Origin of the sequence: Micrococcus sp. (assembly GCF_034179925.1) — a bacterium.
Taxonomy (GTDB): domain Bacteria; phylum Actinomycetota; class Actinomycetes; order Actinomycetales; family Micrococcaceae; genus Micrococcus.
On record NZ_JAXFPG010000019.1, the window covers coordinates 18,450 to 30,762 of the forward strand.

11 protein-coding genes are annotated in these 12,313 nt (G+C 73.4%); 4 read left to right on the forward strand and 7 right to left on the reverse strand.

Annotated features, from left to right (window positions below):
* The first annotated feature begins 104 nt into the window (after positions 1–104).
* Positions 105–440, forward strand: a complete 336-nt coding sequence (locus tag SPI96_RS03500) for a bifunctional 3-phenylpropionate/cinnamic acid dioxygenase ferredoxin subunit (protein ID WP_321080982.1) — start codon at positions 105–107, stop codon at positions 438–440.
* Entirely contained in the window at positions 437–1,843 is a 1,407-nt protein-coding gene (locus SPI96_RS03505; RefSeq protein WP_321080983.1) for an NAD(P)/FAD-dependent oxidoreductase, read from the forward strand. Before SPI96_RS03500 ends, SPI96_RS03505 begins: the two co-directional genes overlap by 4 nt.
* 10 nt (positions 1,844–1,853) lie before the next feature.
* Here the strand turns inward: SPI96_RS03505 and SPI96_RS03510 are convergent, their stop codons facing one another.
* From SPI96_RS03510 to SPI96_RS03525, 4 genes are all read right to left on the reverse strand, one after another.
* A complete protein-coding gene (locus SPI96_RS03510) occupies positions 1,854–3,677 on the reverse strand; it encodes an N-acetylmuramoyl-L-alanine amidase (protein ID WP_321080984.1) in 1,824 nt (607 codons plus the stop codon).
* Positions 3,678–3,834: 157 nt separating this feature from the next.
* Positions 3,835–4,077: a hypothetical protein gene (locus SPI96_RS03515; protein ID WP_321080985.1), complete on the reverse strand. Its 243-nt coding sequence runs from the start codon at positions 4,075–4,077 to the stop codon at positions 3,835–3,837.
* A 231-nt stretch (positions 4,078–4,308) separates the two neighbouring features.
* Positions 4,309–5,784 (reverse strand): protein adenylyltransferase SelO, encoded by a 1,476-nt coding sequence (locus SPI96_RS03520; protein ID WP_321080992.1) that lies wholly within the window; start codon positions 5,782–5,784, stop codon positions 4,309–4,311.
* 214 nt (positions 5,785–5,998) lie between these two features.
* Positions 5,999–7,045, reverse strand: coding sequence for an LLM class flavin-dependent oxidoreductase (locus tag SPI96_RS03525; RefSeq protein ID WP_321080986.1), 1,047 nt, complete (start codon positions 7,043–7,045; stop codon positions 5,999–6,001).
* 85 nt (positions 7,046–7,130) lie between these two features.
* Between SPI96_RS03525 and SPI96_RS03530 the strand changes: the two genes are divergently transcribed.
* Together SPI96_RS03530 and SPI96_RS03535 are read left to right on the forward strand one after the other, a co-directional pair.
* Entirely contained in the window at positions 7,131–7,793 is a 663-nt protein-coding gene (locus tag SPI96_RS03530; RefSeq protein WP_321080987.1) for an NAD(P)-binding domain-containing protein, read from the forward strand.
* A gap of 668 nt (positions 7,794–8,461) precedes the next feature.
* The gene (locus SPI96_RS03535; protein ID WP_321080988.1) at positions 8,462–8,881 is read left to right on the forward strand and encodes a hypothetical protein; all 420 of its coding nucleotides are present in this window, start codon (positions 8,462–8,464) and stop codon (positions 8,879–8,881) included.
* Between the two features lie 223 nt (positions 8,882–9,104).
* On the opposite strand, the gene SPI96_RS03540 is transcribed toward SPI96_RS03535, so the two are convergent.
* From SPI96_RS03540 to hpaD, 3 genes are all read right to left on the reverse strand, one after another.
* The gene (locus tag SPI96_RS03540) at positions 9,105–10,016 is read right to left on the reverse strand and encodes an HpcH/HpaI aldolase family protein (protein ID WP_321080989.1); all 912 of its coding nucleotides are present in this window, start codon (positions 10,014–10,016) and stop codon (positions 9,105–9,107) included.
* Positions 10,017–10,033: 17 nt separating this feature from the next.
* Positions 10,034–10,819 carry a 2-oxo-hepta-3-ene-1,7-dioate hydratase gene (locus tag SPI96_RS03545; RefSeq protein ID WP_321080990.1) on the reverse strand — a complete coding sequence of 262 codons (786 nt, stop codon included), beginning with the start codon at positions 10,817–10,819 and terminating at the stop codon, positions 10,034–10,036.
* Positions 10,820–10,881: 62 nt separating this feature from the next.
* A complete protein-coding gene (gene hpaD, locus SPI96_RS03550; RefSeq protein WP_321080991.1) occupies positions 10,882–12,048 on the reverse strand; it encodes a 3,4-dihydroxyphenylacetate 2,3-dioxygenase in 1,167 nt (388 codons plus the stop codon).
* Positions 12,049–12,313 lie beyond the last annotated feature (265 nt).

The window sequence follows — 12,313 nt, forward strand, 5'->3', positions numbered from 1 at the left end:
CGACACCACCCGCACCCCGACGGGGCCGGCGTCGTGGTGTGCGTGTCCGGGACGTTTGATTGACTGGCGGGGACATCCACGCCCCGGCAGGAAGAAGGCACCCCATGGCACGTGAGATCAACGTCGGACCGGCCTCGGCCCTCCCGGAGGGGGAGGCGCTCATGGTCCCCCGCAGCACCACCGGCACCCGGGACGACGTCGCCATCGTCCACGCCGAGGACGGCGAGTTCTACGCGATCGACAACACCTGCTCCCACCAGGACTACGCGCTCTCCGAAGGGTTCGTGGAGGGCGCCTGCATCGAGTGCCCGCTGCACGGGGCGGGCTTCGACCTGCGCACCGGCGAGGCCCTGACCCTGCCGGCCACGAAGCCGGTGGGCACGCACGCCGTGGAGGTCCGCGACGGCGACCTGTGGCTGACCGTCGAGGACGAGGCATGAACCAGGCCTCCCACCCCGCGGACGGGACAGTGCCCGCGGGCTCCCCCCACCCCGCCGGCCCGACGCGCGGGCCCGCGGCGTCCGTGCTCGTGGTGGGCGGCGGCGTCGCCGGGTTCGCGGCGGTGCGTGAGCTGCGCCGCCTCGGCCACACCGGCGCGCTGACCCTCGTGGACCCCGAGGGCCTGCCCTACGACCGCCCCCCGCTGTCCAAGGAGTACCTCACCGGCGACGCCGACCCCGGCCGCCTCCTGCTCGCCCCGCCGGACTGGTTCGCCGAGCACCGCGTCCGCGTGCTCACCGCACGCGCCGTACGCCTGGACCTGTCCGGTCCGCGCCCGGCGGCCGAACTGGACGACGGCACCCGGTGTGAGACGGACATGCTCGTGCTCGCCCCCGGCGGCCGGCCCCGCCCCCTGGCCGTCCCCGGCGGCGACCACCCGGACCTGCTCGTGCTGCGCACCCGCGCGGATGCCGACCGCCTGGCCGCCGGCCTGCACCTGGGCGCGCGCGTGGTGGTGATCGGGGCCGGGTTCACCGGCTCCGAGGTGGCCTCGGCCGCCCGTGAGGCGCTCGCGGACGTGACGCTCGTGACCACCGGGCCGGCGCCGTCGTCGGCGGCGCTCGGCCCGGCCCTGGCCGAGCGCGTGCACCGTGAGCACACCCGGCGGGGCGTGCGCGTGGTGGAGGGGCTGGTGATTGCCGTCGAGCACGACGCCGGCACCCACCGGGTGTGCGTCCGTCACCCCGACGGGGGCCAGGAGGTGCTGGAGGCGGACACGGTGGTGGCCGCGGTCGGCATCGAGCCGGACGTGTCCCTGGCGGAGGCGGCCGGGCTGGAGACGGACCGGGGGATCCTCGTGGACGCGCACGGGCGCACCTCGCACCCGGCCGTCTATGCGGTGGGCGACGCCGCCGAGCGCCGGGCGGCCGGCACCGTCACCGGTGCTGCGGCCGACGACGGGGCCGGGGCCGCCACCGATGCTGTGCCCGACACCGAGACCGGCACCGTCCCCGTGCGCGCTCCCGCCCCGGTGACGCACACTCCCACGATGCACTGGGAGCCGGCGATGCGCTCCGGGGCGGCGGCCGCGGCCGCGATCCTCGGCGAGCCCGTCCCGGACGCCGGGGCCCCCTGGTTCTGGTCCGACCGGCACGGCATGCACCTCGAGGGGGTGGGGACGATGCTGCCGCCGGCCGGCGGGTGCGTGGTGGACCGCCTCGTGCACGGGGAGCCGGTGGCGTCCTTCGCGCTCGACGCCGACGGGCTGCTCGTGGGGGCGGCCTCCCTGGACGACCCGACCGTCGTCCGGGCCGCGCGGCGGCTCATCGACCGGCGGATCCCCGTGGACCCGGCACGCCTGGCCGACCCCGAGGTGCCGGTGCGGTCGCTGCTGCGCGGCTGAGGCCCCCGGCTCAGCGGGTGCGCAGCACCATGCCCGGGTGGAGCATGGTCCGCGGGCCCATCCCGTTGAGGGACTGCAGGGTCCGCATGGGCACGCCGGTGCGCTCGGCGACCAGCCACCAGCCGTCATTCGGGCGGACCGTGTACCGTGCGCCGCCGCGCACCCCGGGGGCGGCGTGCTTGGGGGCGGCCCGCTGGAGGGCGGGGCGTGCAGGAGCGGCCCGCTTCGGCGCCGGACGCGCGGTGGCTGCCCGCTTCGGGGCGGGCCTCGGCGCGGTCCGCTGCGGGGCCGTCCGCTGGGGCGCGGCATGCTTCGGTGCCACCGCCACCCGTTGCGGGGCGGCCTTCTGCTGGGGCTTCGCCGGGGCCGAGGCGGCGTGCCGGGGAACGGCCCGGCGCGGGGCCGGCGTCGTGCGCTCGGCCTGGGCCGCGATGCGGGCGGCGCGGGTGCGGATGTCCCCCAGGCGGGCCGTCAGGTGGCGTCCCGGACAGGCGGTGAAGGAGGTGGCCCGGTGCGGGTGCACCACGTCCAGCGTGACCCTCCGCCCCTTCTGGAACTTCGCGTTGCCCGCCGAGACCAGGGTGGTGCGGCCGTGGGCGTCCAGGCCGTCCCGGTACAGGTAGAAGGCGGTGGCCCGGGCCATCGCGTCCACGACCGCCTCGGAGGGCACGGCCGTCTCATAGTTCCCCAGCGTGGAGATCCCGACGGTCCCGGTGTTGAACCCACCGGCGTGCGTGCCCAGGGGCGTGGACTCCAGCGCCCCGCGGCGGCCCTCGTAGATGGTGCCGAACCGGTCCGTGACCAGGTGGTACGGGAAGTCGCCCCATTCGAGGGTGCGGGTGTAGTACGCGTAGATCCCGCGCATCTGCTGTACCGCCTGGGCGCGGGTGTACCCGTTGGTGCCGGCCGTGTGATGGATGGTCAGCGCCTTGACCCTCCCGAAGCGGGGTGAGTCCGAGGCCCAGGCCTCGTTGGCCCCCCACTGGGCGCGGGTGACCACGTTCGGCAGGATCCGGCGGCGCGCCTCGGCCGCGGACCGGCGGGAGGCCACGGTGTGGGCTTGCACGGGCATCGGCTCGGACCCCTGCACGGGCACCTGCGCGACGACGGTGCGCCCGGTCGGCAGGGCCGGTGCGGGGGTGTGCGCAGCGGCCTGGGCGGCCTCGGCGTCCGTGGGGGCGGTGCCCGGGTCGATCAGGGACAGCTCCATGCCTGCGGGGGCGGTGCCGTCCTCGGTGACCACACGCAGCTGGGCGCCGTCCGCGCCGAATGCCACCAGCGGGTCCGTGCCGGTGCGCCCGGCCGGGCCAGCCTCGTCCAGGACGGTGCGGGTGAGGTCCTGCCACGGCGACCACACCCCGTTCTGGTGCAGGCGGATCTGCACGGACTCGATCCGCCCACCCTCGCCCGAGCGCCAGGCCGCCGCCGCCACGGTGAACGGCGTGTCCGTCACGGGGGCGGTGAGCACGGCCAGGCGGGAGCGCTGGTCCGCGTCCAGGCCCGCCAGCGCCGCCTCGTAGGCCGCCCCGGGGGCGACGCCGGTCCCCGGGATCCGGTGCGTCGTCTCCCCCTGCACGGGTGCCGGCCGGGCCGGCGCGGTGGTGGCCTGCGTGGCGGTGGCCAGGGCCGCCGTCGGGCCGGCCTGCACGGTGCTGAATGCGGAGGGGCCGAACGCAGAGGTGCTGAGCGCGGAGGTGCCGAACGCGGATGTGCCAGGGTGCGGGGCGTCGGCGGGGGCCGGGGGCAGCCCGGTCAGGGTGAGCGAGAGCGCTGTGGCGATGGCGGCCGGGGCGAGCACGCCGGGCACGGCCGGGAGGACGGGGGGAGGATTCATGGGCGAGGGCCTTCGAGGAGCCCCGGCAGCAGCGGGGCGGGCGGGCGATGCGGGCCATCCAGCGGCCTCACAGCGGAGGCCGAGGGGCCCTGGCGATCGTAACCGGTCCGCCGCGGCGGGGCACCCCTGAGGTGGGGGCCGTCAGCGGCCGGGGCGGTCAGCGCTGGCCCTGCTGCCCTCCGCGCTCGGCGCGCCGCGTCCGCCACGTGGACCACGCGAACTGCAGCGCCCAGAGCAGGCCCAGGCCCACGACCATGAACACCACCGTGAACACGGCGTCCGAACCGCTGCCCCCGAACAGGAGGTCGCCGGCCCCGAAGAACAGGGCGATGGGCACGGCGATCACCATGCAGCCGAGGACGGCCACCACCGCGATCAGGATCTTCCTTCGGATGCTCACTGTTCGCCTCGTCCCCTCCACCGGCCGGCATCGCCCCGGCCTGCCGCCGTCATCGATCCGGGCTGTCGTCACCCCGGGTTGTCGTCGTCGACGATCCTTCCACAGGGGGGCGCCGCACAAGGACAGCACAGCGCGCCTGACACCTCCACGACCCTGGCACCTCTGCGCCCCGGACACCTCCACGACTCTGGCACCTCCACGTCCGGGCCCACGCCCACCCCCGCACCCGGCTCAGGTGCCGCAGAAGGTGACGAACGGCGTCGTGCCCTCCGGTCCCGGCGCGGCCAGGCTCCGAGCCTCGGGAGAGGCGGCGGCCGCCTGGCGGGAGAACGGGGCGCGCACGGCCGCCAGGACCGCCTCCACGGGGGCGAGGTCTCCAGCCTCGGCGGCGTCCAGGGCGTCCTGCAGGGGACGGTTGCGCGGCACCAGCAGCGGGTTCGTCCGGGCCATCAGCGCCGGGTCCGGTCGCAGGGCCAGCCAGTCCGCCCGCCACGCGCGCGTGGCCTCCCCGTCCGGCAGGCCCGCGAGCACCCCCGGGGTGGGGTTCGGCCCCGGCACGACGCCGGCCAATTCCGCCCAGAAGGACGTCCAGTCGACCCGGTGCTCGGCGAGCAGGCCGAGCAGGCGCGCGGCGACGTCGTCGGAGGCCTCCGTGCGGGGCACGCCCAGCTTCGCGGCCAGGCCCCGCTGCCAGGCGGCGTCGAAGGCCGGGGCGAAGCCCTCAAGGGCCGTGGTGGCTGCGTCCACGGCAGCATCCGGGGAGGATGTGGGGGAGGGCGCCAGGTGTGGCAGCAGCGCCTCGGCGAACCGGTTGAGGTTCCACAGGGCGATCTGCGGCTGGTTCCCGTACGCGTACCGGCCCTGCCGGTCGATCGAGGAGAACACCGCAGACGGGTCGAAGGCGTCCAGGAACGCGCACGGGCCGTAGTCGATGCCCTCCCCGGACAGCGTCATGTTGTCCGTGTTCATCACCCCGTGCACGAACCCCACCAGCATCCAGCGGGCCACCAGATCCGCCTGGGCGGCCACCACCGCCTCCAGCAGAGCCAGGGCCGGGACCTCCGCGTCCGCACGCTCCGGGTGGTGACGCCGCACCGCGGCCGCCACCAGCCGCGGCACCAGGTCCTCCGGGGCGCGCCCGGCCTGGACCAGCGCGGCCGCATACTGGGCCGTGCCCACCCGCAGGTGGGAGCCCGCCACCCGCGCCAGCACCGCCCCCGGCAGCGGGCGCTCGCGGTGCACCGTCCGCCCCGTCGCGACGACGGCCAGCACCCGGGTGGTCGGGATCCCGAGGGCGTGCATCGCTTCGGACACCACCAGCTCCCGCAGCATCGGCCCGACCGCCGCCAGTCCGTCTGAGCCCGGCCGGGAGAACGGGGTGCGGCCCGAGCCCTTGAGGTGGAGGTCGCGGAGCCGCCCGGCCGGGTCTGTGAGCTCGCCGAGCAGCAGGGCACGGCCGTCCCCGAGGACCGGTGAGTACGAGCCGAACTGGTGGCCCGCGTACCCCTGCGCCACCGGGTGCGCGCCCGGGCCGGGGGCCTTCCCCGTGAGGAGGCGGACGCCGTCGTCGGTGGTGAGCCACTGCGGGTCCAGACCGAGTTCCTGGGCCAGGGACGTGGTGAGGTGGAGCAGACGCGGGGCCGGGGCCGGCTGCGCCTGCGCCGGGGCGCAGAGCTCGGGGAGGGCGTCGGCGAACTGCGAGGTCAGGGCGGGGTGCCGGGGTGCGGGGGCGAGGAGTCGGGCATGCGGTCAGGCTACGCGCGGCGCTGCGGGCCGCACCCACCCCAATCGCTCCGGGGGCGAAAGTGCCCGGAATTCAGCCGGAACTCCGGGCACTTTCGCCCCGGAACCATGAAGGAAGAGGGAGGGGAGATAGGGAGGGGGAAGGAAGCGGGGGAGGAACCCGCAGAACCTGGGGCCGTCAGGACCCGGCGAGCATGTCCTTCACGAGCGGCACGACCTTCTCACCGAACAGCTCCACCGAGCGGCGGTTGGCTGCGTGCGGGATCGGCCCGTGCTGCACCTTGAAGTCCACCCGGGCTGCGCCGAGGTCCTTCACGCCCTGCGCCACCTTGCGGGCCACGGTCTCCGGGGATCCGACGGCCATCAGGCCGTGGCCGAGCTCGTTGCGCAGCTGCTGGGTGGTCATCGTCGGCCAGCCGCGGTCCTGCCCGATCCGCGCATGGTGCTGCAGGTACGGCTCCGCGAACGCGTCGAAGGCCTGGGCGTTCGTCTCCGCCACATGCCCGATCATGTGGAACCCGATGCGCGCCTCGCCCTCATGCCCGAACTTCTCCCGCGCGTCGCGGTAGAGCTTGGCGAAGGGGGCGAAGCGGGCGGAGGGCCCGCCGATGATCGCGAGCATGAGGGGAAGGTCGTAGTTCGCCGCACGCACTACGGACTGCGGGGAACCGCCCACCGCCACCCACGTGGGCAGCGGCGCCTCACCCTCGAGCGGCGGGTACAGGGTGACCTCGTGCAGGTTCTGGGTGTGCTGCCCGGTCCAGGTGACGGGCTGCTCGGTGCGAAGCTTCGCGAACAGGGCGAGCTTCTCCTCGAACAGGGACTCGTAGTCGTTCAGGGAGTAACCGAACAGCGGGAAGGACTCGGTGAAGGAGCCCCGGCCCAGGATCACCTCGGCGCGGCCGGAGGAGAGTGCGTCCAGGGTGGCGAAGCGCTCGTAGACGCGCACCGGGTCGTCGGAGGAGAGCACGGTGACGGCGGTGCCGAGCCGGATCCGCTCGGTCCGCGCGGCGATTGCGGCCAGCACGAGCTCGGGGGAGGAGACGGTGTAGTCGTCCCGGTGGTGCTCGCCGATGTTGAAGGCGTCGAGCCCGGCCTCCTCTGCGGCGACGCCGAGGTCCACCACGTGCCGTACGCCCTCGGCGTGGGACTCGAGGGTGCCGTCGTCGGTAGCGGTGCGGTCGCCGAAGGTGTCGATGCCGAACTGCAAGTCCTGGGTGGTCATGGGCCCTCCTCATGTGGCTCGGGTGTGGGGCGGATGCTCCGCCGTCACGGGGAACAACGCCACCGCCGCCCGAGTTATTTCAAACATGAATGACACTGCGAGCCTGCACCACGACGACGCCCCCACCACCCCCGGGCCGCCCTCTCCAACGGGGCCCCTCACCGTCGGGCTCATCGGCGCCGGGAAGCTCGGGGGCGTGATCGGCCAGCTCGCCGCGGAGGCCGGGCACCGGCTGCTCGTGGCCGAGCGTCCCGCCGACCCGACCTTCGACCTCGTCCTGTCCGCGCTGCTCCCCAGCGCGCATGTCGTCCCGCTGCCGGAGCTGCTCGCGCGCGCGGACGTGGTGGTGCTCGCCGTGCCGCAGCACACGCTGACCGGCCTGGACCTGCGGGAGGCGGTCGGCGTCGTCGTGGATGCCACCAATGCGTGGGGTGAGGGAGCCGAGGGCGTCGGCCCGGCCTGGTGGGAGGCGCGCCTGCCCGGCGTGCCCGTGGTGAAGACCCTCAACCATGTGGCGTACACCGAGCTGCTCGCCGACGCGCGGCCGGCGGGTGCGCCCGGGCGTCGGGCACTGGCGGTGGCCGGCGACGACGACGCGGCGGTGGCCCTGGCCGCGCACCTGGTGGACTCCCTCGGGTACGACGCCGTGCCCGTGCCGGCCTCTGCCGCCGGCCTGCTCGAACCGGAGGGGGCGCTGTTCGGCGGACGCTTCGACGCGGACACCATGCGCGCAGCCCTCGGGAGCTGACCGCCGAGGCAGGGGAGGGGTGGATGGAGGCGCCCCTGGGGTGGGTGCTTGAGCTGCTCCGGGGGGCGAAAGGGGCCGGAATTCAGCCGGAATTCCGGGCGGTTTCGCCCCCGGAACCCTGGGGGGCGGGAGCGAGGGCAGAGCCAGGGAGGTAGGACAAGGTGTGGAGTCGACGAGAGGCTCACGGTCGGGATAAATGTGCATGTATGCACACAAGTGCATGCATGAAGTATCCAAAGTGCAAGGACGGGGAACTATTCGGGTGCGGTGATATACATGGGGTGCCTCAGGTCAGGGCTTCCTAGCCATGATCGGGCTCCGACTGAGAGGAAATCATGAGCAATCCCGTGTCTCGCCGGACCGTGACGTCCACGATGGCTTGGGCCGTCCCTGCTGTGTCCGTCGCCGCTGCTGCGCCCGCTCTGGCGGCCAGTTGCGTCAGCAATCTGATCAGCGCACCCTGGTCGAATCTTTTTGACGGCACAAAGCGCACTGTTGGAAATTCCAACACATACATTGCTTACGTGATGTACCCGACCTCGGATTCTACTGGTCGGGCCGAGTTCACCTCTGCAACTCCTCGCTCGGCAACGGCAAATCCGCAGGGAAGGGCTTCCTATCCTCCGGAATACTGCGATTGCCGGGATTCTAATGATGTCACCGGCGACGTGGTCACCGTGATTGTGGAGAACATCGGCGGCGATGACCAGTACTCGGCCACCCCGAAGACCTACAATGACGTCCCGGGAAATGACCCTTCGGGCAACGCCTGGCCGTACATCATTACGCAGCAGCCGGACCGCGGGGAGAACTACCAGGTGACCAGCTATGGTGCCTTCAGGCCCCAGCCGGGCTCCCTGGACAACCAGTACAACGGGGTCATGTCCACCAACCCGGCGACCGGGCGCACGCAGTGGACGTGGGAGATCACCATGATCGCCCCTACCTGCTCGCCTTCCGATGGCCTCGGTGCCATCGAATACCAGATCTTCTTCCCGCCGCACTACGCCCCGGCTGGACGGATCTCCAACCCCACCTACAAGATCACGACGATCTCCCCCTGGGGAACCAACACCTTCCAGATCTGATCCTTGTGGATCTCGGCCTGCTCCCGCTCAGGCCCACGTGGGGTTGCTCGCCGATCGGCGGGCGACCCCACGGCCGTTCTGGCAGATGGCACTGAACTGGATCCAGCGCCCTGTGGTCCGCGGTCCATCCTGATGCCCCAGAGTCTGGCCCCGCTGCTCCGGGGGCTGGCCGCGCCGCCCGGGGCTTGGCCGCGGTGTTCCGGGGGGCGAAAGGGGCCGGAATTCAGCCGGAATTCCGGGCGGTTTCGCCCCCGGAACCCTGGGGGGCGGCGGCCGGGCACCAGCGGTCGGCGAGTGCCTCGGCGGCCCGGGCCAGCAGGGCGACGTCGGCCCCCACGTTCAGGAAGTCCGCACCGGCCGCGGCGTAGGCCTCCGCCTGCTCGGGGTCGAACGCGTTGACGCCCACCACGGTGCCGGCCTCGTTCGCGGTCCGGATCACCGAGACCACCGCGGCGACGACGTCCGGGTGCCTCTGCTGGCCGAGCAGCCCCATGCTCGCGGACAGGTCCGCGGGGCCCACGAAGATCCCGTCCACCCCGTCCACCGCGGCGATCGCGGCGGCGTTCTCCACCCCCTCGACCGTCTCGACCTGCACGAACAGGCTCACCTGCGCATCGGCCCCGGTCAGATAGTCGGGGATCCGGTTCCACCGGCCCGAACGGGCCAGCGCAGACCCGACCCCGCGCACGCCGGGGCGGGGACCGTCGTCGGGGCGGGGACCGCCGTCGTCGTGATGGGGGCCGGCGTGGTCTGGGCGGAGGCCCGGGTAGCGCAGTGCGCGCACGGCCTCGGCAGCCTGCTCGGCGGTGTCCACCATCGGCACAAGCAGGGTCTGCGCGCCCAGGTCCAGGTACTGCTTGATGAGCACTGGGTCCAGGGTGGGAAGCCGGGTCATCACCGGCACCCCGTACCCGGCGACCGTGCGCAGCAGCATCAGCACGGTCTCCAGGCTCAGGGGGGCGTGCTCGCCGTCGACCAGCAGGTAGTCCAGGCCGGCGCCCGCGCAGATCTCGGCGGCCGTGGCATCCCCCGAGCTCAGGAGCATGCCGGCGGCGGGACGGCCGTGGCGGGCGGCCCGCGCGTCGGGTGTGAAGAGGTCGCGGACGAGGGGCTGGGGGTTCAGGCGGATGGGCACGGGATCCTCCGGGATGGTCAGGCGAAGTGGCAGGTGACGGTGCCCAGCGGCCCGTAGTCGGCGGTGACGGTGTCTCCGGAGGCCACGGACAGCGGGCGGGTGAAGGAGCCGGCGAGTACGGTCTCCCCGGCGGCGAGGGCGTCCCCGTGGCCGGCCAGGCGGTTGGCGAGCCAGTGCACGCCGTTGCCGGGGTGGTTGAGCACGCCGGCGGCGACCCCGGTCTCCTCGATGCTCTGGTTGCGGGAGAGTGTGCCGGCCACCCAGCGCAGGTCCACGGCGTCCGGGCGGACGGGGCGGCCGCCGAGCACCATGTACCCCAGCGCCGCGTTGTCCGCGATGGTGTCCACGATGGTGCGCCCGGCCAGCTCCACGTGCGCGTCCAGCACTTCGAGGGCGGGCACCACGTACTCGGTGGCGCGCAGCACGTCCACGAGGGTGACGCCGGGGCCGCGCAGCTCGTCCTTGAGCACGAAGGCGAGCTCCATCTCGATGCGCGGGTTCGTGATCCGCGCCGTGTCGAAGTCGTGCCCGGACTCGACGACCTGGTCGTCGAAGATCACACCGTAGTCCGGCTCGGTGATGCCCGTGGCAGCCTGCATGGCTTTGGAGGTCAGGCCGATCTTGTGCCCGACGACGCGGCGGCCCGCCTCCACCTGCCGGCGCGCCCAGATGCGCTGCACCGCGTAGGCGTCCTCCACCTCCATGCCCGGGTGGCGGGCGGTGAGGAGGGGGACGGGGGTGCCGGTGCGGCCGGCGTCGTGAAGCTCGTCGGCGATCTTCTCGTGCGTGGCGCGGTCCAGCATGGTGGCTCCTTCGAGGGGTGGGAGGGGGCAGGAAGTAGCAGGGCGCGTAGGGGCGCCCGGCCTCAGAGCTGGTGGCCGAGCTTGTACTCGCCCTTCTTGTAGTCGGGCATGGACTCCTCGCCCTCCTCGGCGCGGGTGTAGGAGAACCCGTCGGCGCCGATGGTCACGGCCATCTCGGACTCGTCGGTGCGGGCCACGAGCGGCTGCAGGTTCCCGTCCAGGTCCAGCACGCGGGAGGCGTCCGTGTACCAGGACGGCACGACCGGGGTGCCCCACCAGTCGCGGCGCTGGTTGTCGTGCACGTCCCAGGTGACGACCGGGTTGTCCGGGTCGCCGGTGTAGTAGTCCTGGGTGTAGATCTCCACGCGGTGGCCGTCCGGGTCGCGCAGGTACAGGTAGAACGCGTTGGAGACGCCATGGCGGCCCGGGCCGCGCTCGATCGCGTCGGACATGCGCAGGGCGCCGAGCTTGTCGCAGATCGCCAGGATGTTGTGCTTCTCGTGCGTGGCGAAGGCGACGTGGTGCATGCGGGGGCCGTCGCCGCCGGTCATGGCGGTGTCGTGCACGGTGGGCTTGCGGCGCATCCATGCGGCGTAGACGGTGCCGTGCTCGTCCTGGATGTCCTCGGTGACGCGGAAGCCGAGGTCCTGCATGTACCGGGCGGCGCGGGGCACGTCCGGGGTGACCTGGTTGAAGTGGTCGAGGCGCACGAGTGCACCCGGGGTGTGGAGGTCGTAGCGCCAGGCCAGGCGCTCGACGTGCTCCACCTCGTGGAAGAACTCGTAGGGAAATCCCAGCGGGTCCTCCACGCGCACCGAGTCCCCGACGCCGCGTACGAATCCGTCGGGGTTCCGCTCCACCCGGCAGCCGAGTTCGCGGTAGAACGCCTCGGCCCTGTCGAGGTCGTCGGGGGTGCGCACGCGGTAGGAGAACGCGGCGACGGCGGCGACGTCGCCCCGGCGCAGGATCAGGTTGTGGTGGATGAACTCCTCGAGGGTGCGTAGGTAGATGGCGTCCTCGTCCTCCTCGGTGACCACGAGTCCGAGCATGTCCACGTAGAACCGACGCGAGGCCTCCAGGTCCGTGACCACCAGCTCCATGGAGGCGCAGCGCAGCACGTCCGGCGCGGGGGAGGCGGGGGTGGGGAGGGGGTTCGCCGTGTGGATCGGGGTCTGCTGGCCGACACGGAAGCCGGAGGAGGTCTTCTGGTGGGGGTCGAGGGTGCTCATGCTCTCTCCTGGGGGCGATGACGACGACGGCGGCCAACGCGTGGCGCTGGACGTGCCCTGGGTCACGTTGTTGCGGGAATCGTATATGATCTGCCGGGCTGGGGGAAGAGCGCGAGAAGGCGAGGGAAGGCTGCGAGACGGCGTCTTCGAAGCCCCACCCCCCCCGCCCTCCTCGTGCCCCCTGCCCCGTCCAGCTCCCCACCACGCTCCGGGGGGGGGGGGGGGGGGGCCGCCCCGGGGGGGGGGGGCCCCCGCGGCCCCCCCC

Coding starts and splice junctions, on each gene's coding strand:
- SPI96_RS03505 (WP_321080983.1), top strand. CDS start 437: ATGAACCAGGCCTCCCACCCCGCGGACGGGACAGTGCCCGCGGGCTCC.
- SPI96_RS03525 (WP_321080986.1), bottom strand. CDS start 7,045: ATGACCACCCAGGACTTGCAGTTCGGCATCGACACCTTCGGCGACCGC.
- SPI96_RS03545 (WP_321080990.1), bottom strand. CDS start 10,819: ATGCTGGACCGCGCCACGCACGAGAAGATCGCCGACGAGCTTCACGAC.
- SPI96_RS03500 (WP_321080982.1), top strand. CDS start 105: ATGGCACGTGAGATCAACGTCGGACCGGCCTCGGCCCTCCCGGAGGGG.
- SPI96_RS03510 (WP_321080984.1), bottom strand. CDS start 3,677: ATGAATCCTCCCCCCGTCCTCCCGGCCGTGCCCGGCGTGCTCGCCCCG.
- hpaD (WP_321080991.1), bottom strand. CDS start 12,048: ATGAGCACCCTCGACCCCCACCAGAAGACCTCCTCCGGCTTCCGTGTC.
- SPI96_RS03530 (WP_321080987.1), top strand. CDS start 7,131: ATGAATGACACTGCGAGCCTGCACCACGACGACGCCCCCACCACCCCC.